Below are 20795 nucleotides of genomic sequence, written 5' to 3' on the forward strand. Positions count from 1 at the left end.
GCGATGCAAGTCCTCGAAGACACCTGGCGCGACGCGGCGCGCCTGCGCCAGCAGACCCTGTCGGCCTACCTGGTCGAACTGCTGGCCGGGTCGCCGCAGCACCTGCCGGAGGTGGCCGCGTTGCTGGGGCTGGTGCCGCTGGCCCCGCAGCAGCTGGAGGGCAACTGGCATTTCGACGCGTTGCCGCTGCCCGATGCGCTGGCGCGCGGGGTGCTGCCCGTGCGCGTGGACGGTGCCGACTACGTGGTGCTGGCCGATCCCTGTTCGCTGGCGCTGCGCCACTGGTACCAGGCGCATCCCGTGCTGCGCCGCGCGTTCGGCGCGATGAGCCTGCCGGGCGCGGTGCAGGCGGCGCTGCGCCAGGCCGAGCGCGGCGAGCGCGCGATGGAAAGCCTCGACCTGGCCGGGCAGGACGAGCGCAGTGCCGACGGCATCCACGAGATTTCGCTGACCAGCATTGCCCGCGACGAAAGCCCGATCGTGCGGCTGGTCAACTCGATGCTGTTCGATGCCTTGCACAGCCGCGCCTCCGACATCCACGTCGAAAGCGTGCCCGATGCGCTGGTGGTCAGGTACCGCATCGACGGCGTGCTGCAGCAGTCCGGGCGTGCCGCGGGCGCCGATACCGCAGCGCAGGTGCTGTCGCGCATCAAGGTGCTGTCGGGGCTGGACATCGGCGAGCGGCGTGTGCCGCAGGACGGCCGCTTCCAGGCGCAGTTGCAGGGCCGCGACGTGGATTTCCGCGTCTCGGTCATGCCCAGCATCCACGGCGAGGACGCGGTGCTGCGCGTGCTGGACAAGTCCCAGCGTGGCAGCGCGCTGACACTGGATGCGCTTGGCCTGACGCCCGGATCGATCGCCCGCATCCGCTCGCTGGCCAGCGTGCCCTACGGCATGGTGCTGGTCACCGGCCCCACCGGCAGCGGCAAGTCGACCACGCTCTACGCGGCGCTGTCCGAGACCAACACCGGCGAGCACAAGATCATCACCATCGAAGACCCGGTCGAATACGAACTGGCCGGCGTGCTGCAGATCCCGGTCAACGAGAAGAAGGGCCTGACCTTCGCCCGCGGCCTGCGCTCGATCCTGCGCCACGACCCCGACACCGTGCTGGTCGGCGAGATCCGCGACGGCGAGACCGCGGCGATCGCGGTGCAGGCGGCGCTGACGGGGCACCTGGTGATGTCGTCGGTGCACGCCAACACCGCCTTCAGCGTGCTCGAACGCTTCCTGTACATGGGCGTCGAGCCGGCCAGCTTTGTCGAGGCGCTGCAGGGCGTGGTGGCGCAGCGGCTGGTGCGGCGCGTGTGCGAGCACTGCGCGCGCGACCACCGGCCCGCGCCCTGGCTGGCAGCCAGGGCGCGCCTGACGCCGGAGCAGGTGCGCGCCGGGCACTTCCGCCAGGGCGACGGCTGCGAAGCCTGCCGCGGCACCGGCTTCCATGGCCGGCTGGCGCTGGCCGAGGTGCTGCGCATCGACGATGCGCTCAAGGACGCGCTGCTGCGGCGCGAGTCGGCCGCGGCGCTGCGCGAGACCGCGCGGCGCGCCGGCCATGTCGATGTGCGAGAGATTGCACTGGAGAGCGCCGCCAGCGGGCTGACCACATTGCAGGAGATCCTCCGTGTCCTTCCTCTCGGTTGAACTGGTGGCGCGCCTGGATGCGGCCGGCGTGCATTGGGCCGCGCGCGGCATCGGCCCCCTTGCCATGCCCTTGCAGCAAGGCCATGCGCCTGGCGACTGGCCGCAGGCGTTTGCTGCCGCACTGGCGGACATGCCGCGCGGGCGCCTGCGCCGGTTCGACCGGATTGCAGTCTGGCTGGGCTTCCCCCATGCGCAATACGCGGTGCTGCCGTGGCAGGCGTTCCGGCATCCGGCGGATTGCGAGGCGCTGGCGCAGGCCTTGTTCGACGAATGGCTCGAAGGCGCGGGCGGCGAGCGCTGCATCGCCGTGGCCGACACGCCTTACGGGGCGACGCGGCTGGCCGTCGCCGTCGAAGCGGGACTGCTGCAAGGCCTGCGCGAACAGTTGCGCGACGTTGGCTTGCGCATGGTGCGGTGCCAGCCGCTGCTGTTGGTCGCACTGGCACAGTTCTCTGGCCGACTGCGATCTGACTGTGCCTTCGCGCTCAACGAACCGCAGGCGTTGACTTGCATCCATCGCCGCGACGGGCAGTGGACCGCTGTGGCCAGCCTGCACTGTGCGCCCGGCACGGGCATCCGCCAGCGCCTGGCCGCGGCGGAGGCGTTGCTGGGCGAGGCACCGCCTCCGGCGCTGGTGACCGCAACCGACCCCGCGCTGGCGCCGGCCGATGGCGATGTGGGTGCGGGCCAGTGGCTCGGCATCATGCAGCCATGGGGCAGGGACCGCGGTTTACGGGAGCCGGTATGGGCATGAGCAGCCTGCGCAAACTGATGCTGCGGCTGCGCCGTGGCATCGCGGCGGCCAGCGCGTGGGGGAGGGCGGCGCTGCACCGGCGCCGACGGCCGCCGCTCGACTTCGCCCGGCGGCGGCAGTGGCAGGCGCCCATGGTGGCGGCGGCGTGGCTGGGGGCAGCAGTGGCGGCGGGGACGGCATGGCAGGACTGGCTGGCGATGGAAGCGGAGGCACGGCAGGCGCAGGCGGTGCAGCGGCGCCTGACCCGGCTGGCCGGGCAGCAGGCGCGCCAGCTCAAGGGGCGCATGCTGCGGCTGCCCGAACAGAAGCGACAGCTGGCGGCGTTCGCCGCGTTGCATGGCGATGCGCTGGTGCTGGCCGATGCGATCGGCGCGGCGCTGACAGCGGACACGGCCCTGACCATGGTCGATATCCAGGCAGCCGAACGCGCGGCCAGTATCGAACTGGAGGCGCGCGACATGACGTCGGCCTTCCGCTACCTGGAAGCGCTGCAGGCAGCGCCAGGCGTGGACGCCACGCTGACCCGGAGCGCCATCAAGGCAAACGACCCGCAGCAGCCGTTGACGATAACGCTGCGCGTTTCGCTGGTGCGCCAATGAAGTGGGACGCCGCCTCTGTCATCGCCTGGCTGCGCGGCATGCCGCTGCGCAGGCTGCCCGGCGAGCTTCCACCCGACCTCGGCCCGCGCCTGCGCTGGCAGGCTGCGCTGGCCGCACGCGCACTGGGCCGGCCGGGACTGAGCGCGCTGGCGGTGGCGCTTGCCGCGCTGGCCATGCAAGCGCTCTACATCACGCCAGGCCGCAACGCGGTCGCCGAGGAGGAGGCGCAGGCGCGCAGCGCCATCGCGGTGCTGCCCGCGGCGCGCCATCCGCACGGCGACGTGGGCGATCCGGCCGCGCCCGACCGGCGTGACCTGCCCGCTGCAAGCCGCCTCGGCAGCCGGCTGGAACAAGCCTTTAAGCTGATGGCGGCGCAGGGCTTCCCGGTGCGCGAAGCCTCGTACCGGCTTGCCGTGCTGGGGCCGGAACGGCTGCAGCGGCTGACCGTGGAGCTGCCGCTGGCCGGGGAGTACCCGGCGCTGCGGCGCATGCTGCAGGACCTGTCGCAAGAGCCCGGCCTGATGATCGAGGCCGTCACGCTGCAGCGCCGCGCGGTCGGTGAGGCCAGCATCAGTATGCGGCTGCGCTTCAGCCTGCCGGGGGTGTCGGAGTGAGGCGCACGTTCGCGCTGGCACTGGCCGCGCTGCCGTGGCCGGCGGCGCAGGCCGCGCGGCTGGAAGACGTTGCTCGCATCATCGATGCCGGCATGGTGGGGAACTTGGCGATTGCGGACCTGCCTGCCATGACCCGCGCGCCGGATCCGGCGGCAGGACCCACGCCGCCCAACCTGTTCCCTGCGTTCAGCTGGGCGCCGCTCCCCGCGCCGGCGGCGGACCCGGTGGCGATTCCAGTCCCGAAGTCGCGCCCCGGCCCGCCGCCGATGCCGTTCCAGGTGTCGGCGATGTGGCGCTACCAGGGCCAGCCGCCGGTGATCGCGCTGCAGGCCTTCGGCAATACCTACCTGTTGTGCGAGCGCTGCGGCGTGCCGGGCCACCACGGCGTGGGCGCGGTGCTGGAGCGCGAGTACCGCATCGACCGGATCGCGCAGAGCGGCGTCACGCTGACCTACCTGCCGATGCGGCATGTGTCGGTGGTGCCGGTCACGCCGCGCCCGGCGGTGGGAGGGCAGTGATGGCCATGCCGCGCACAATCAGCCTGGTGATGGCAGTTGTGCTGGCCGGCTGCGGCACCGCCGGTGCAATCCGCGAGAGCGAAGGCTATGCGAGTGAGGGGCAGTACGCCGAGTCGGTCGAAGTCCTGCGCGAACAGATGCGCCGCAACCCGGACGATATCGGCCTGCGCAATGCCTACTACCGGCGCGTGGAAACACTGGTGCGCGAGTCCGTGCGCGAGGCCGATGCCGCGCTGGAACGCGGCGACGACGAGGCCGCCATTGCCGCGCTGCGCGAGGTGCTGGCCTACGACCCGGCCAACCTCGGCGCGCAGCAGGAGATCCACCGCATCCAGGTGATCCGGCGCCTGCGTCCGCAACTGGACGAGGCACGCGCACTGCAGCGCACCGATCCGCAGGCCGCGCTGCGCCGCGTGCAGCAGGTGCTGGACCAGTTGCCCAACCTGCGCGAGGCGCAGGAACTGCGCGAAGCGCTGATGCAGCGGCTGGCCAGCGTCGACGCGCTCAGCCCGAAGCTCGGCGCCGCGCTGCGCAGGCCGGTCGCGCTGAACTTCCGCGAGCAGAGCCTGACCGCCATCTTCGACCTGATCGCGCGCATCGCCGGCATCAGCATCGTGCTGGACAAGGACATCAACCCCAATGCGCGCGCCAGCATCTCGGCCAGCACCACCACGGCCGAGGACGCCATCAACCTGCTGCTGGCCACCGCCAACCTGCAGAAGCAGACCCTGAACGCCGACACCCTCCTGATCTACCCGTCCCGCCCCGACAAGGAGCGCGACTACCGATCGCTGGCGGTGCGCACCTTCTTCCTCAGCCACAGCGACCCCAGGCAGGCGGTGGCGCAGATCAAGCAGCTGTTCCGGCCCAGGGAGATCCTGGTCGACGACCGCCTGAACGGCGTGGTGGTGCGCGACAGCGTCGAGACGCTGCAGGCGATCGAGCGGCTGATCCAGGCGCTGGACCTGCCGCAGTCCGAGGTCACGCTGGACGTGCAGGTGCTGGAGGTGGCGCGCAACGACCTGCTCAACCTGGGCATCGGCTACCCCGGCAAGATCACCGGCACATTGTCCGAGGCGGTCAATCCGGGCGGGGCCGGCGTCGCAGTGAGCGCGCTGCGCAATATCAACGCCGACAACATCCTGCTCGATGCCGGCAGCCCGCAGGTCACGCTCAATCTGCTGCAGCGTAGTGGCAATACGCAGACGCTGGCCAACCCAAAGATCCGCGTCAGGAACCGGGAGAAGGCCACCATCAGCATCGGCGAGCGCGTGCCGGTGGTGACCACCACCAACGCCAACGGCGTGGTGACCGAGTCGGTGCAGTACCAGGACGTGGGGCTCAAGCTGGATGTGGAGCCCAATATCAGCCTGAGCAACGAGATCGGCATCCGGCTGGCGATGGACGTCAGCAACATCATCAGCGAGACCGTGACGCGCACCGGGCTGATCACCTATGTGCTCGGCACGCGCAGCGCCAAGACCACGCTGACCGCGCGCAACAACGAGACCCAGGTGCTGGCCGGCCTGATCCGCCGCGCCGACATCAAGGCCGGCGAAGGCTTGCCGGGGGTAAGCCGCATTCCGGTGCTCGACCGCATCTTCGGCACGCGGCAGGACAAGCAGGAACAGACCGAAATCGTGCTGCTGATCACGCCGCATATCGAGCGCAGCCTGGACCTGCCCGCGTTCCAGGTCAGCACCTTCGCCAGCGGCACCGAGGCGCGGCCCGGCATCCAGCCGCTGGCGCTGGTGGGCTCGGAAGGCGTGCGGGTCAGCGTGACGCCGGACCCGGCGGGGACGGGTGCCAGTGGTGTCTTGCCGCCGCCGGCCACGCCGCAGGCGGTGTCGCCGGTGGTGCAAGTGCCGGTGGAGCATGTCCCGCAGCCCGCCGCGCCAGCCCCCGCGGTGCCCGCCGCGCCGCCGCCATCGATCACAGCGCCGTCGCCCGGCAGGCTGGGCGAGCCGCCGGCCGCCCCGCGCTAGGCCATCGCCGTGCGTACCGACCTTACCCGCGCCGCGCGCGGCTTCACGCTGATCGAACTGATGGTCACGCTGGCACTGATGGCACTGCTGGCCTCGGTGGCGCTGCCGCTGGCGGAACTGACCGCGCGCCGGGCGCAGGAGACCGAGCTGCGCCGCGCGCTGCGCGAGCTGCGCAAGGCCATCGACGATTACAAGGACGCGGCCGACGCCGGCAAGATCCAGCGCAAGGTCGGCGACAGTGGTTACCCGCCGTCGCTGGAGGCGCTGGCCGAGGGCGTGCCCGATGCCACCGATCCCGCCGGCGAGCGCCGCCTGTACTTCCTGCGCCGCCTGCCGCGCGACCCGCTGTGCGGCTGCCCCGGCGAGCCCGCCGCGCGCCACTGGCGCCTGCGCAGCTACCAGAGCCCGCCAGACGCGCCGCGCGAGGGCGACGACGTGTACGACGTGATGTCGCGCAATACCGGCGAGGCGCTCGATGGCTCGCACTACGACCGGTGGTGACCGCATGCGCCGCCGCGGTTTCACGCTGATCGAACTGCTGGTGGTGCTGGCCATCATCGCCACGCTGCTGTCGCTGGCCATGCCGCAGTACTTCCGCCAGCAGGACAAGGCCCGCGAGACCGTGCTGCGCCACAACCTGGTGACGCTGCGCCGGGCGCTGGACGACTACCGCGACGACCGCGGCAAGTCGCCGGCATCGCTGGACGAGCTGGTACAGCGCCGCTACCTGCGCGAGCTGCCGCTGGACCCGGTCACCAACCGGCGCGACAGCTGGGTGTTCGAGCGCTCGCCCAAGGGCGGCATTGCCGATGTCCACAGCGGCGCGCCGGGCAAGGCGCGTGACGGGACTGACTATGCGAGCTGGTGACCGGCGCGGCCGCGGGTCTGTCCCGGGTTCTGTCTCGGGTTCTGTCTATATTGGCGCACTGGTGGCGCTGGCCATCCTTGGCGTGATGCTGGGCCAGTTCGGCCTGCTGTGGGCCACGCAGGAGCGGCGCGCGCGTGAAGCCGACCTGCTGGCGCACGGCAACGAGATCCGCAGGGCGATCGGCAGGTACTACGACGCCAGCCCGGCCGGGCAATACCCCAAACGTCTCGATGACCTGGTGCTCGACCCGCGCCAGCCCGTGGTCGCGCGCTACCTGCGCCGGGCCTGGCGTGACCCGCTGCCGCCAGGCGCCGAGTGGGGCATCGTTCCCGGTCCGGACAACGGCATTGTCGGCGTCTACAGCCAGGCCCCCGGCGTGCCATTGCGCGTGGCCGGGTTTGCGCCGGCCAACGCCGCGTTTGCCGGCAAGGGCAGCTATCAGGCGTGGATTTTCGTCCACAAGCCGGAGGGAAACTGACAGTCCCTGTATCGGCCTATTTTTGAAAAATTGTACCGGTACTGTACCGCTGACTGACCGTAGACTGATTTCCCTGAATAGGCCTGAACGCCCCTGGAGTCAGTCATGGAAGTGTCCCAACTCGCCGCCGGAACCGGTGTCTTTGCCGCGTTTGCCGGCTTTGCGCTGGTGTCGTCGATCACCCCCGGTCCCAACAATACGATGCTGCTTGCCTCGGGCGTGAACTTCGGCTTCGTGCGCACGTTGCCGCACCTGCTCGGTGTGAGCATTGGCTTTGCGCTGATGGTGGGATTGGTCGGGCTGGGGCTGGGATCGCTGTTCCACGCCTTTCCGTGGACCTGGCAGGTGTTGCGCGTGGTGGCGACGGTCTACCTGGTGTGGCTGGCATGGAAGCTGGCCACCGCCGGCGGCGTGCAGGACCAGCAGGTGAAGCGGCCGATGGGCTTCTGGGCCGCGGCGGCGTTCCAGTGGGTCAATCCCAAGGCGTGGGTGATGGCGGTGGGCGCGTGCAGCACCTATGTACTGCACGGCAACCTGTGGCTCAACGTGCTGCTGCTGGCGGGGATCTTCGGGGTGGTCAACCTGCCCAGCGTGGCGATGTGGGCCTTGTGCGGCTCGGCGCTGCGGCGCTGGCTGGCGCGCCCGAAGGTGCTGCGCGCCTTCAATATCGGCATGGCCGTGCTGCTGCTGGCCTCGCTGTGGCCGATTTTGGCGCCGCACCAGGCGTAACCGATGGGTTTGCTCCCCTGTCCCGAAAGCGGGAGAGGGGAGCAAACCATCAGTCCACCAAATTCAAACCATCGCGCGGATCGAGTCCAGGTTGCGCCAGTAGCCCTTGGCATCCATGCCGCAGCCAAAGACATAGCGGTCCGGCACGGCAAAGCCGCAGAAGTCCGGGTGCATGGGCTTGGTCTTGGTCAGCGTCTTCTCGCACAGCACCGCGGCGTGGAATTCCCTGGCGCCCATGTCCATGATGCGCTCGCGGATGGCGGCCATGGTCTCGCCTTCATCCAGGATGTCGTCCAGCACCAGCACCACGCGGTCCTTGACCGATTCGCGCGGGGCCACGCGCCACTGCATCTCGCCGCCCACGGTCTTGTTGTTGTAGCGCGAGAGGTGGATGTAGTCGAACTCCAGCGGGAACGCCAGCTTGGGCAGCAGCATGCCGGTGAAGACCACCGCGCCGCCCATCACGGACAGCACCAGCGGGAAGGCATCGCCCATCTTGGCGGTGATTTCCGTCGCCATGCGGTCCAGTGAGGCCTGGACTTCCGCGGCGGAGACGATTTCTTCGGAGTTGGCCCACAGCTCGCGGGCCTGTACGGCGCTCATCATGATGTCTTTCCTGTTCTTTTGCGGGGGAGGCAGTTCGTGTTGCGGCGACGGATGCTAGCGGTTGAAGAGGCCCTTCATGCCGCCCTTCATGGCGCCCATCTGGCGCATCATCTTCATCATGCCGCCGCCCTTGAGCTTTTTCATCATGGACTGCATCTGGTCGAACTGGTTGAGCAGGCGGTTCACTTCCTGCACGTGCACGCCGGCGCCCGCGGCAATGCGGCGCTTGCGGCTGGCCTTGATCAGGTCGGGCTTGGCGCGCTCGGCCGGCGTCATGCTGTTGATGATGCCTTCCATGCGGGCCACCTGCTTCTCGGCCTGGTCCATGTTGGCGCCCTGCGCCTGCTGGGCGAACTGCGCCGGCAGCTTGTCGACCAGGCTGCCCAGGCCGCCCATCTTCTTCATCTGGCCGATCTGGGCCTTGAAGTCTTCCAGGTCGAAGTCGCCGGTCTTCTTGATCTTCTTGGCCAGCTTCTCGGCCGCTTCCATGTCCACGCCGCGCTGGGCTTCCTCGACCAGCGCGAGGATGTCGCCCATGCCCAGGATGCGCTGGGCCATGCGGTCGGGGTAGAAGGGCTCCAGGCCGTCCAGCTTCTCGCCGACGCCGACGAACTTGATCGGGCGGCCGGTGATATGGCGCACCGACAGTGCCGCGCCGCCGCGCGCATCGCCGTCCAGCTTGGTCAGCACCACGCCGGTCAGCGGCAGGGTGTCGTTGAAGGCCTTGGCGGTGTTGACCGCGTCCTGGCCCAGCATGGCGTCGACCACGAACAGGGTTTCGGCGGGCTTCAGCTCGGCGTGCAGGGCGGCGATTTCCTGCATCATCAACTCGTCGATACCCAGCCGGCCGGCCGTGTCGACGATCAGCACGTCGTGGTAGTGCTTGCGCGCCCAGTCCACCGCCGCGCGGGCGATGTCCGCGGGCTTCTGGTCCGGCTGCGACGGGAAGAAGTCAGCGCCGACCTGCTCGGAAACCGTCTTGAGCTGGGCGATGGCGGCGGGGCGGTAGACGTCGCACGAGACCGTCAGCACCTTCTTCTTTTTGTTCTCCTTGAGCCACTTGGCCAGCTTGCCCACGGTGGTGGTCTTGCCGGCACCCTGCAGGCCGGCCATCAGGATGATGGCGGGCGGCTGCACGGCCAGGTTCAGCTCGGCTTCCTTGTTGTTGCCGCTGGCCGCGTCGGTGCCGCCGATCACGGCGGTCAGCTCGCGCTGGACCACGCCGACCAGGGCCTGGCCCGGGGTGAGGCTGCTGACAACCTCCTCGCCCATGGCCTTTTCCTTCACGCGGGCAACGAATTCGCGCACGACCGGCAGCGCCACGTCGGCTTCGAGCATGGCAAGGCGCACTTCGCGCAGCATCTCGGCGGTGTTGGCCTCGGTCAGGCGCGCCTCGCCGCGCATGGTCTTGACCACACGCGCCAGGCGTTGAGTGAGATTGTCCAGCATGGCAGGAATCGGGGGAGAAGTCTGAGCAGGGCTCGGGGCTGAAATCGGAGGCAGTCCGGCACACGGGGCGGACCTGGAACACCGGTTACACCGGCCGCCACCGTCCGTGGGCACTAAGGTAAACTGCGTAAATGGTCATTGTACTGTATGCCCTGACGGCACTTCTCTATTGCGGCCTGGCCTTCCATGGCTGGGCCACGCGCCATCCGCGTGTTGCGGCCACTGCCGGCCAGGCTGGCGGATCGGCATCGGCCGTGCTGGTGGCCGGCGGCGGTCCCAACCCTCCGGCCGGCGGCGCGCACGGCGAAGGGCGCCCGGCCTGGTGGCACGTGCTGATGCTGGCGGCGCTGGCCAGCCACGGCCTGCTGCTGCATGAAACCATCTTCCCGGCCGAGCGCATGATGTTCGGCTTTGCCTTTGCGCTGTCCGCGATGCTGTGGCTGGGCGTGGGCATCTACTGGATAGAAAGCTTCTTCTTCTCGCTGGCGGGCCTGGGCCTGATCGTGATCCCGGTGGCGCTGGTGGCCAGCCTGATGCCGCTGGCCTTCCCCGGCTCGCAGATCCTGGGCTACGCGGCGCGGCCGCTGTTCAAGCTGCATTTCATCATCGCCAACGTGGCCTACGGGCTGTTCACGCTGGCGGCCTTCCACGCCTTCCTGATGCTCTTGGCCGAACGGCGCCTGCATGGCTTCCGGCACGCGCCGGCGCGCCCGGCGGACCAGCAGCCGAGCGAGTGGCTGGGGCGCTGGCTGGACCTGCTGCCGCCGCTGCTGACGCTGGAGAAGCTGCTGTTCCGGCTGATCGGCGCCGGCTTTGTGCTGCTGACGCTGACCATCGGCTCGGGTTTGCTGTTTTCTGAAGAACTCTTCGGCCGCGCCTTCCGGCTGGACCACAAGACGGTGTTCGCGCTGATCTCGTGGGCCATGTTCGGCGGCATCCTGGCCGGGCGCATCTACCGCGGCTGGCGCGGCAAGGTGGCGCTGCGCTGGGTCATCGCCTCGTTCGGCATCCTGCTGCTGGCCTATGTCGGCAGCCGTTTCGTGATTGAAGTCGTCCTGCACCGCGTCTGAGTCCCCATGGCACGTATCCTGATCCTGCTGGCCGTGGTGCTGGGCGTCTTCTGGTGGCTGCGCGCCCGCGCCGAGGCCCGGCTGGCTGAACAGCGCGCACGCCAGGCCCGCAACGCCGGCCAACGCCCCGCCGCCGGCCCGGCCGACGACGCTGCCGAACCCATGGTCCAGTGCGCCCACTGCGGCGTGCACCTGCCGCAGGGCGAGGCCATTGCCTGGCGCGGCCTGCACTACTGCCGCCGCAGCCATCTGCCTGACGAAAGCCGGGCCGAGGGCGCTAACGGCAACGGCAGCGGCGGTGCCCGCCCATGACGGAGCCGGCGTCGTCGGGCTGGCAGCGGCTGAACGCCTGGCGTGCCCTGGCGCAGTTGTGGGGCCAGCCCGAACCGCCTGACTTCCACTGGCGCCTGCTGCGCTATTTCTGCTGGACCCGCGTGGCCGTGGGCCTGCTGCTGGTCGGCTTTGCGCTGATGCGGCGCGGCGAACTGGCCACCACGACGACCAGCGCCGCCATTCCTGCCTTGCCGTTCGGCCTGGGCGGCATCGTGCATGCGGCGGCCATGAGCGTGGCCGTGCCCTATCTTGGCATCGCCCTGGCCATGCTGGCCGGCACGCTGCTGCGCCGCCGCTTCCACCTGCGCGTGCGGGTGCAGGTGCTGGCCGACCTGGCCCTGCTGGCGTTGGTCTTCAGCGTGCTGGGGCGGGGCGGGCAGGCCGAGGGCCTGGCCATGATCTTCCTGCTGCCGGCGCTGGAAGCCGGCGCGCTGACCAGCCTGCTGTTCGCGCTGTTTGCCGCGGCGCTCTCCGCGCTGGTGGTGATGAGCGGGCCCTTCATGCACACCATCCTGCTGCGCCAGGCCGATGCCGGGCTGCTGGGATCGGGCCTGTTCGGCCTGGTGTTCATGATCGCCGCGCTGCTGATGTATATGCTGGCCAACCGCCAGATGGCGCAGGAGCGCCTGGCGCTGGCGCGCGAGCAGGAGCTGCGCCTGCAGCAGATGGTCAACCGGCTGATGGTCAACGACATGCAGGACGGCGTGATGCTGGTGCGCGCCAACGGCGCGGTGGTGGCCGCCAACCCCGCGGCGGTGGTGCTGCTGGGCGTGCAGTCGCATGAGCGTCTCCACTCGCGGCGATTGAGTGGCGCCACGGATGGCACGACGGGTGGCGCAACCGGGCAGGGCGGCGATGCCGAGCTGTTCGACCTGCGCCGCATCCCGCGCCTGCAGCCGCTGATGGAAATGCTGCGCGACTGGCTGCGCAGCAAGGACGACGTGCCGCGCATCCTGCAGCTGCTGCCGATGGCCTCCGGCACCGCGCTGGCCGACGGCACCATGCATCACACCCGCCTGCGGCTGCGCTTTGTGCTGCCGGGGCTGGCCGGATTGCGCTCGACCATGGCGCATGGCCGCACCGTGCCGGCCACGCTGGATACGGCCGCATGGCGCGAACTGTCGCCCGAAGCCGCCGGGCGCCTGCGCCTGGCCATCGCCCAGAACGAGGCCATGGCCTGGTCGCAGGAGGACGAGGCGCTCTTGCGCAGCGAGATGCGCGACACCGTGCTGGTCCATATCGAAAGCTGGGAACGCATCGCCGAGCAGGTGCAGCAGGAAAAGCTGGCCGCCATGGGCCGGCTGGTGGCCAGCATCGCGCACCAGATCCGCAACCCGCTGGCGGCGATCAGCCAGGCCAGCGAGCTGCTGGGCGACTCCGACCGGCTCGATCCCGGCGCGTCGGAGCTGGGCGGTACCGTCGATATCGACGCCCGCCTGCTGCGCATCATCAACGACAACGTGCGCCGGCTGGACCAGGTGGTGTCAGACGTGCTGCAGATGTCGCGCCGCCCGCGCACCGGCCGCAGCACCGTGCACCTGGCGCAGGCGCTGCCCGAGATCATCGATCGCTGGCGCGCCGAAATGCGCTCGCGCCGCCCGCGCGCCGGCGAGACCCGCCCGGCCGGCCGGGCCGACGTCAACGCCAACGCCATCCGGCTGACCGTGGACGTGGCCCAGCCGGTGGTGTTCGACGCCTCGCAGCTGCAGCAGGTGCTGGGCAACCTGCTGGACAACGCCTGGCGCTACTGCAGCCGGCTGCCGGGCTCGATCCGGCTGCTGGCGCACGCGCTGGACCAGCACCACGCCGAGCTGATCGTCTGGAACGACGGCGCCGAGGTGGCGCGCGAACACCAGCGCAGCCTGTTCGAACCCTTCTTCACCAGCAACGCCCAGGGCACCGGGCTGGGGCTGTTCATGGCGCGCGAACTGTGCGGCGCCAATGACGCCCTGGTGCGCTACGGCACGATCTCATTGCCCGCGCTGCTCGAGCGCACCGGCATGCTGGTCCCCGCCGCGCGCGATACACTGCCGGGCAAGGCGTTCGTGCTGACGCTGCGCATCGAGAGCGCGGAGGCGGCTTCGACGGCCACCGCCTGACCTGTTCAATCCAGCCACCACCCATGCGACCCCGAATGTCCCGAGCGCCCGATCCCATCCTGGTCATCGACGACGAGGCCGACCTGCGCGAGCTGCTGGACATCTCGATCCGCCGCATGGGCCATGACGTGGTGCTGGCCGGCTCCCTGGCCGAAGCGCGCGAGAAGCTGACGCAGGGCCGCTACAGCCTGGTGCTGACCGACATGCGCCTGGGCGACGGCCTGGGCATCGAGATCGTGCGCCAGCTCTCGGCCGCGCCTGAGCGCATCCCGGTGGCGGTCATCACCGCCTATGGCAGCGCCGACAACGCCGTGGAAGCGCTCAAGGCCGGCGCCTTCGATTACATCGCCAAGCCGGTGTCGCTGGAGCAGCTGCGCAGCCTGGTGCTGAACGCACTGGGCCGCCAGCAGCGCGACAGCGCCGATGCCGACGCCGCCGCCGCGGCGGAGCGGGCCGCCGACCGCGCCGCCGCGCTGCTGCCCGGCCATTCCGCCGCCATCCAGGAGGTGCGCCGCTCGCTGTCGCGGCTGGCGCGCAGCATGGCGCCGGTGGTGATCAGCGGCGAATCCGGCAGCGGCAAGGAGCGCGCCGCGCAAGCCATCCATGCGATCAGCGGGCGCGCCGCGCACCCCTTTATCGCCGTCAACTGCGGCGCCATCCCCGAGAACCTGATGGAGTCCGAGTTCTTCGGCCACGTCAAAGGCGCCTTTACCGGCGCCGACGCCGAGCGCGGCGGCTTCTTCCAGGCCGCCAACGGCGGCACGCTGCTGCTCGACGAGGTGGCCGACCTGCCGCTGCCGATGCAGGTCAAGCTGCTGCGCGCGCTGCAGGAGCGCCGCGTGCGCAAGATCGGCGCCAGCCGCGAAGACCCTGTCGACGTGCGCGTGATGTGCGCCAGCCACAAGGACCTGGCGGCGATGGTGGCGGCCGGGCAGTTCCGGCAGGACTTGTACTACCGCCTGAACGTGCTGGCGCTGCGCATGCCCACGCTGCGCGAGCGCGGTGAAGACATCCCGGTGCTGGCGCGCGCCATCCTGGACCACCTGGCGGTGCGCTACGGCGACCCGCGCCCCAAGCGGCTGACGCCGGCGGCGCTGCAACGGCTGGTGGCGTATCCCTTCCCGGGCAATGTGCGCGAGCTGGAGAACCTGCTGGAGCGTGCCTACGCTTTTGCCGAGACCGAAGAGATCGAGCTGGCCGACCTGGGCCAGCTGGATGCCGGCGCCGAGCGCGCCGGGCTGATGCATGCTCCCGCGCCGGCGATGGCGCCTAACAGTTACGCAGCCTGGGGCACCGCGGGCATGTGGGCGGTGCCGCCTGTCGCCGCGCCGGCCCCGGCACCGGCCCCGGCACCGGCACCGGCACCGGCAGAGCCGCCACCCGTGGCACAACCTGCCGCCAGCGCACCCGAACCCGAGCCCGCCGGCGATCCCGCCGAGCGCGCCCGCCGCGGCGTCGTCTTCCCGATCGACCTGACGGCCAGGCTGGAAGCCGTGGAGCGCGAGCTGATCCTGCAGGCGCTGGCGCAGACCAATTTCAACCGCACCGCGGCCGCGCCGCTGCTGGGCCTGAACCTGCGCCAGCTGCGCTACCGCATCCAGCAGCTGGGCATCCGCGAGGCCATGGACGCCGCCGACCGCGGCACCGTGGAAGGCGAGGGCACGCCATGACCAACGCCGCGCACCGCTACCTGCCCGACGCCGACGGCTGGGTCCCCGCCGCGCGCCGCGTGCCGTCGCCCAACTTCGACGAGCGTCCGGCCGGCATGCCGGTGGAGCTGGTGGTGCTGCACAACATCAGCCTGCCGCCCGGCCAGTTCGGCAGCGGCGATATCGAAGCCTTCTTCCAGAACCGGCTCGATCCCGATAAGCACCCGTTCTTTGCCACCATCCACCAGGTCCAGGTGTCCGCGCACTTCCTGGTCACCCGCGCGGGCGAGCTGGTGCAGTTTGTCCCGTGCACGCAGCGGGCCTGGCATGCCGGGCAGTCAGACTTCTTCGGCCGCACGCGCTGCAACGATTTTTCCATCGGCATCGAGATCGAGGGCTGCGACGACCTGCCGTTCACCCTGGCCCAGTACGACACCGTGGCCGCGCTGGTGCCCGCGCTGATGGCCGCCTACCCGGTGCGCGCGATTGCCGGCCACAGCGACATCGCCCCCGGCCGCAAGACCGATCCCGGCCCGCATTTCGACTGGGCGCGCTTTGCCAGCCAGGCAGGCGTGGCGCCCGGCATGTTGCCCTACCAGCGCCCTGGCGCGGCTGGTTGGGTGACGAATTCTTAACGTCATTTCCCGGCCCCGCGCGCCCCGTTCCGGCGCGCATGCCCGGCCCCGGTGTGGGGCTATCGCAACCTCGCAACAATCAAAAAAATTTTTGTGAAATGTGCAGTTGCGAACAGTCTGGCGAAAACCCTTGCGTGTATTAGGCTTGCGGGCATGTGGCGCCGCCGCATCGGCGCCACCGCCCCCCAAAAAGCGCTTGTCAAGACTGGTCATTCGGATTCGTTTCACTATACTTAGCCCAGTTTCAGGCAGCACCCACTATATCTAGTAGTCAAACCGGGGAGCCGGCCCAAGGGTGAGTCGGGGATCACGAACTTCGTGCATCGTCCCGAAACCGCCCCGTAAGGCCAGCGAATCACAAGAGTCCCTGGCGAAATGTTCACGTGAAGGCAGTCTGTCCGAACCCGCTTTTCGAGCCGGGAGGGACGTTCTTTTCGCCGCATTTCGCCAGGGACTCTTTGTCTCTTATTTCCAGGGTAAAAACAGGAGTTCTCATGCAAACGGCCCAGAACGAAATCACCACGGGTGGCGCCGCCGCCGCCGGTATTGCACCGACCGCGCAGCAGACCCCCGCCAACGCCGCCAATACGAACTACCCGGATCACAAGATCATTCGACGCAATGGCGCCGTGGTGGCTTTCGAGCCGTCCAAGATCGCCGTTGCCATGACCAAGGCCTTCCTCGCCGTGAACGGCGGGCAGGGCGCCGCTTCCGCGCGCGTGCGCGAGATCGTCGAGCAACTGACCGACAACGTGGTGCGCGCGCTGGTGCGCAGCCGCCCCAACGGCGGTGCCATCCATATCGAAGACGTGCAGGACCACGTGGAACTGGCGCTGATGCGCTCGGGCGAGCATGAAGTGGCCCGCGCCTACGTGCTGTACCGCGAGAAGCGCAAGGACGAGCGCGCGCAAGCCAACGCGCAGGCCGTGGCCCGCGTGCAGGAAGGCGGCATCTCGGTCAACGTGACCGATGGCGGCGTCACGCACGTGCTGGATATCGCCGCGCTGCACGACCTGATCGACAACGCCTGCTCGGGCCTGGGCAATGCCGTCAGCGCCGAGCCGATCCTGAAGGAAACCCTGAAGAACCTGTACGAAGGCGTGCCGATGACGCAGGTGTACGACTCCGCCATCCTGGCCGCGCGTACCCTGATCGAAAAGGACCCGGACTACAGCCAGGTCACCGCCCGTATCCTGCTGCACACCATCCGCAAGGAAATCCTGGGCACCGAAGTGACCCAGGCCGAGATGTCGAGCCGCTACGCCGAGTACTTCCCCAAGTTCATCGCCCGCGGCATTGCCGCCGAACTGCTGGACGAGCAACTGGCCACCTACGACCTGGCCCGCCTGGGCGCGGCGCTGGACGCCGGCCGCGACTTCCAGTTCAACTACCTGGGCCTGCAGACCCTGTACGACCGCTACTTCCTGCATATCGATGAAACCCGCATCGAAATGCCGCAGGCCTTCTTCATGCGCGTGGCCATGGGCCTGGCGCTGAACGAGAAGGACCGCGAAGCCCGCGCCATCGAGTTCTACCAGTTGCTGTCGTCGTTCGATTTCATGTCGTCCACGCCGACCCTGTTCAACTCCGGCACCCGCCGCTCGCAGCTGTCGTCGTGCTACCTGACCACCGTGTCGGACGACCTGGAAGGCATCTACGAAGCGCTGAAGGAAAACGCGCTGCTGTCCAAGTTTGCCGGCGGCCTGGGCAATGACTGGACCAACGTGCGCGCACTGGGCTCGCACATCAAGGGCACCAACGGCAAGTCGCAAGGCGTGGTGCCGTTCCTGAAGGTGGTCAACGACACCGCCGTGGCGGTGAACCAGGGCGGCAAGCGCAAGGGCGCCGTCTGCGCCTACCTGGAAACGTGGCACCTGGACATCGAAGAATTCCTGGAACTGCGCAAGAACACCGGCGACGACCGCCGCCGCACCCACGACATGAACACGGCCAACTGGATTCCGGACCTGTTCATGAAGCGCGTGATGGAAGGCGGCGAGTGGACCCTGTTCTCGCCCGCCACCTGCCCGGACCTGCACGACAAGGTCGGCAAGGCATTCGAGACGGCCTACCTGGGCTATGAAGCCAAGGCCGCCAGCGGTGAGCTGAAGCTGTTCAAGAAGCTGCCCGCGCTGCAACTGTGGCGCAAGATGCTGGGCATGTTGTTCGAGACCGGCCACCCGTGGATCACCTTCAAGGACCCGTGCAACATCCGCAGCCCGCAGCAGCACGTGGGCGTGGTGCACAGCTCCAACCTGTGCACGGAAATCACGCTCAATACCAATGACAGCGAGATCGCCGTGTGCAACCTGGGCTCGGTCAACCTGGTCGCCCACATGACCAGGCAGGCCGACGGCACCTTCGCGCTGGACCACGCCAAGCTGCAGAAGACCGTGCGCACCGCCATGCGCATGCTCGACAACGTGATCGACATCAACTACTACGCGGTTGAGAAGGCACGCAATTCCAACCTGCGCCACCGTCCGGTCGGCATGGGCATCATGGGCTTCCAGGACTGCCTGCACGTGCTGCGCACGCCGTATTCGAGCGACGCCGCCGTCAAGTTCGCCGATACCTCGATGGAAGCGGTGTGCTACTACGCCTACCAGGCTTCCACCGAGCTGGCCGAAGAGCGTGGCCGCTACGAGACCTACGCCGGCTCGCTGTGGGACCGTGGCATCCTGCCGCAGGACTCGCTCAAGCTGCTGGCCGAAGAGCGCGGTGGCTACCTGGAAGTGGACCTGTCGAGCACGATGGACTGGGACGCGCTGCGCGCCCGCATCAAGCAGCACGGCATGCGCAACTCGAACTGCATCGCAATCGCCCCGACCGCGACCATTTCGAACATCATCGGCGTGTCGGCCTGCATCGAGCCGACCTTCCAGAACCTGTACGTCAAGTCCAACCTGTCGGGCGAGTTCACCGTGGTCAACGACTACCTGGTGCGCGACCTGAAGGAACGCGGCCTGTGGGACGAGGTGATGGTTGCCGACCTGAAGTACTTTGACGGCTCGCTGTCGCGCATCGACCGCATCCCGCAAGACCTGCGCGACATCTACGCCACCGCGTTCGAAGTGGAACCGACCTGGCTGGTGGAAGCCGCCAGCCGCCGCCAGAAGTGGATCGACCAGGCCCAGTCCCTGAACATCTACATGGCCGGCGCCTCGGGCAAGAAGCTGGACGACACCTACAAGCTGGCCTGGCTGCGCGGCCTGAAGACCACCTACTACCTGCGCACCATGGCTGCGACCCACGTGGAGAAGTCCACCGTGTCGCGCGGCTCGCTGAACGCAGTGTCGTCGGGCAGCGACAGCGGCTCCGCCCTGGACGCAGCCGCCGCATCGGCCCCGGCCATGCCGGAAGCCGAAGGCGCGGTCTGCACGATGCGCCCGGGCGACCCTGGCTTTGAAGAGTGCGAGGCCTGCCAGTAATCACGAAGTAACCACCACCCCGGGGTTTGCTCCCCTCTCCCGCCCGCGGGAGAGGGGCCGGGGGAGAGGGCCGGCGCCACCACGAAGTGACAAGTCAAACCTGACCACCCGCCGCCCCCAAATCGAATCACGGAGAACCACATCATGCTGAGCTGGGACGACGACGTTCAAGCCACCCCGCAGGCCGCACCGCAGCCTGCCCCGCAACCCGCTGCTACCACCGCCGACCAACAAGGCGTACTGCCGCCGGCCGCCACGCAGCCTGGCATCCTGGGCAACAACCCCAACGCCGCCGCCCTGCAAAGCAACCGCCGCGTCAACGCCGCCGACAAGCGCGTGATCAACGGCTCGACCGACGTCAACCAGCTGGTGCCGTTCAAGTACAAGTGGGCGTGGGAAAAATACCTGGCCGGCTGCGCCAACCACTGGATGCCGCAGGAAATCAACATGTCCCGCGACATCGCCCTGTGGAAAGACCCCAACGGCCTGACTGAAGACGAGCGCCGCATCATCAAGCGCAACCTCGGCTTCTTCGTCACCGCCGACTCGCTGGCCGCCAACAACATCGTGCTGGGCACCTACCGCCAGATCACCGCGCCGGAATGCCGCCAGTACCTCCTGCGCCAGGCCTTTGAAGAGGCCATCCACACGCACGCCTACCAGTACATCGTGGAGTCCCTCGGCCTGAACGAAGCCGAGATCTTCAACGCGTACCACGAAGTGCAGTCGATCCGCGACAAGGACGAGTTCTTGATCCCGTTCATCGACACGCTGACGGATCCGTCGTTCAAGACTGGTACGCCGGAGAATGACCAGAAGCTGTTGAAGTCGCTGATCGTGTTTGCTTGCATCATGGAAGGGCTGTTCTTCTATGTGGGCTTTACGCAGATTCTGGCGATGGGGCGGCAGAACAAGATGACTGGGGCTGCTGAGCAGTATCAGTACATCCTGCGGGATGAGTCGCTGCACTGCAATTTTGGTATTGATCTGATCAACCAGATCAAGCTGGAGAATCCGCATCTGTGGACGGCGGAGTTCAAGGCTGAGATTACTGAGCTGTTCAAGAAGGCGGTGGATCTGGAGTATCGCTATGCTGAGGATACGATGCCGCGTGGGGTGCTGGGGTTGAATGCCCCGATGTTTAAGGGTTACCTGCGCTTCATTTGCAATCGGCGGTGCCAGCAGATTGGGTTGGAGCAGCTGTTCGCGAATGAAGAGAATCCGTTCCCGTGGATGTCTGAGATGATTGACTTGAAGAAGGAGAGGAACTTCTTTGAGACTCGGGTTATTGAGTATCAGACGGGTGGGGCGTTGAGCTGGGATTGAATGAAAGAAGA

The 20795-nt window shown here is 68.5% G+C and carries 19 protein-coding genes; 17 read left to right on the forward strand and 2 right to left on the reverse strand.

What is annotated here, in order from left to right:
- Window positions 1-3 precede the first annotated feature (3 nt).
- The 10 genes from ACZ5MJ_RS01415 (at window position 4) to ACZ5MJ_RS01460 (ending at window position 8186) form a co-directional block, all read left to right on the forward strand.
- Complete coding sequence (locus ACZ5MJ_RS01415) at window positions 4-1641, forward strand: GspE/PulE family protein (RefSeq protein ID WP_464221821.1); 1638 nt, start codon at window positions 4-6, stop codon at window positions 1639-1641.
- On the forward strand, window positions 1622-2395 hold the full coding sequence (locus ACZ5MJ_RS01420) for a hypothetical protein (RefSeq protein WP_464221822.1): 774 nt from the start codon (window positions 1622-1624) through the stop codon (window positions 2393-2395). Before ACZ5MJ_RS01415 ends, ACZ5MJ_RS01420 begins: the two co-directional genes overlap by 20 nt.
- Window positions 2392-2994, forward strand: coding sequence for a hypothetical protein (locus ACZ5MJ_RS01425; protein WP_464221824.1), 603 nt, complete (start codon window positions 2392-2394; stop codon window positions 2992-2994). The genes ACZ5MJ_RS01420 and ACZ5MJ_RS01425 overlap by 4 nt, the downstream gene beginning before the upstream one ends.
- A complete protein-coding gene (locus ACZ5MJ_RS01430; RefSeq protein WP_464221826.1) occupies window positions 2991-3608 on the forward strand; it encodes a GspMb/PilO family protein in 618 nt (205 codons plus the stop codon). Before ACZ5MJ_RS01425 ends, ACZ5MJ_RS01430 begins: the two co-directional genes overlap by 4 nt.
- Entirely contained in the window at window positions 3605-4126 is a 522-nt protein-coding gene (locus tag ACZ5MJ_RS01435; protein WP_464221827.1) for a hypothetical protein, read from the forward strand. Before ACZ5MJ_RS01430 ends, ACZ5MJ_RS01435 begins: the two co-directional genes overlap by 4 nt.
- Before the next feature lie 5 nt (window positions 4127-4131).
- On the forward strand, window positions 4132-6111 hold the full coding sequence (locus tag ACZ5MJ_RS01440; RefSeq protein WP_464221828.1) for a secretin N-terminal domain-containing protein: 1980 nt from the start codon (window positions 4132-4134) through the stop codon (window positions 6109-6111).
- Between the two features lie 9 nt (window positions 6112-6120).
- Window positions 6121-6612 (forward strand): type II secretion system protein, encoded by a 492-nt coding sequence (locus ACZ5MJ_RS01445; RefSeq protein WP_464221829.1) that lies wholly within the window; start codon window positions 6121-6123, stop codon window positions 6610-6612.
- Window positions 6587-6979, forward strand: coding sequence for a type II secretion system protein (locus tag ACZ5MJ_RS01450; protein ID WP_464221830.1), 393 nt, complete (start codon window positions 6587-6589; stop codon window positions 6977-6979). Before ACZ5MJ_RS01445 ends, ACZ5MJ_RS01450 begins: the two co-directional genes overlap by 26 nt.
- A 61-nt stretch (window positions 6980-7040) precedes the next feature.
- Complete coding sequence (locus ACZ5MJ_RS01455; RefSeq protein ID WP_464221831.1) at window positions 7041-7457, forward strand: type II secretion system protein; 417 nt, start codon at window positions 7041-7043, stop codon at window positions 7455-7457.
- 105 nt (window positions 7458-7562) lie between these two features.
- Complete coding sequence (locus ACZ5MJ_RS01460; protein ID WP_464221832.1) at window positions 7563-8186, forward strand: LysE family translocator; 624 nt, start codon at window positions 7563-7565, stop codon at window positions 8184-8186.
- A gap of 63 nt (window positions 8187-8249) precedes the next feature.
- Here ACZ5MJ_RS01460 and ACZ5MJ_RS01465 read toward each other — a convergent pair whose 3' ends face one another.
- Both ACZ5MJ_RS01465 and ffh read right to left on the reverse strand, forming a co-directional pair.
- Window positions 8250-8792, reverse strand: a complete 543-nt coding sequence (locus ACZ5MJ_RS01465; protein ID WP_464221833.1) for a hypoxanthine-guanine phosphoribosyltransferase — start codon at window positions 8790-8792, stop codon at window positions 8250-8252.
- A gap of 54 nt (window positions 8793-8846) precedes the next feature.
- Window positions 8847-10241, reverse strand: coding sequence for a signal recognition particle protein (gene ffh / locus ACZ5MJ_RS01470; protein WP_464221834.1), 1395 nt, complete (start codon window positions 10239-10241; stop codon window positions 8847-8849).
- 131 nt (window positions 10242-10372) lie between these two features.
- On the opposite strand from ffh, the gene ACZ5MJ_RS01475 reads away from it, so the two are divergent.
- From ACZ5MJ_RS01475 to ACZ5MJ_RS01505, 7 genes are all read left to right on the forward strand, one after another.
- Entirely contained in the window at window positions 10373-11311 is a 939-nt protein-coding gene (locus tag ACZ5MJ_RS01475; RefSeq protein ID WP_464221836.1) for a cytochrome C assembly family protein, read from the forward strand.
- Between the two features lie 6 nt (window positions 11312-11317).
- Window positions 11318-11623, forward strand: coding sequence for a PP0621 family protein (locus ACZ5MJ_RS01480; RefSeq protein ID WP_464221838.1), 306 nt, complete (start codon window positions 11318-11320; stop codon window positions 11621-11623).
- Window positions 11620-13743, forward strand: coding sequence for a sensor histidine kinase (locus ACZ5MJ_RS01485; protein ID WP_464221840.1), 2124 nt, complete (start codon window positions 11620-11622; stop codon window positions 13741-13743). Before ACZ5MJ_RS01480 ends, ACZ5MJ_RS01485 begins: the two co-directional genes overlap by 4 nt.
- A 23-nt stretch (window positions 13744-13766) precedes the next feature.
- Window positions 13767-15413: a sigma-54-dependent transcriptional regulator gene (locus ACZ5MJ_RS01490; RefSeq protein WP_464221842.1), complete on the forward strand. Its 1647-nt coding sequence runs from the start codon at window positions 13767-13769 to the stop codon at window positions 15411-15413.
- Window positions 15410-16027 (forward strand): 1,6-anhydro-N-acetylmuramyl-L-alanine amidase AmpD, encoded by a 618-nt coding sequence (ampD, locus tag ACZ5MJ_RS01495; RefSeq protein WP_464221844.1) that lies wholly within the window; start codon window positions 15410-15412, stop codon window positions 16025-16027. Before ACZ5MJ_RS01490 ends, ampD begins: the two co-directional genes overlap by 4 nt.
- A gap of 494 nt (window positions 16028-16521) precedes the next feature.
- Entirely contained in the window at window positions 16522-19458 is a 2937-nt protein-coding gene (locus ACZ5MJ_RS01500; protein ID WP_464221847.1) for a ribonucleoside-diphosphate reductase subunit alpha, read from the forward strand.
- Window positions 19459-19602: 144 nt separating this feature from the next.
- Entirely contained in the window at window positions 19603-20784 is a 1182-nt protein-coding gene (locus ACZ5MJ_RS01505; protein WP_464221849.1) for a ribonucleotide-diphosphate reductase subunit beta, read from the forward strand.
- Window positions 20785-20795 lie beyond the last annotated feature (11 nt).

It is taken from the genome of Cupriavidus sp. LA-1, from assembly GCF_055385985.1.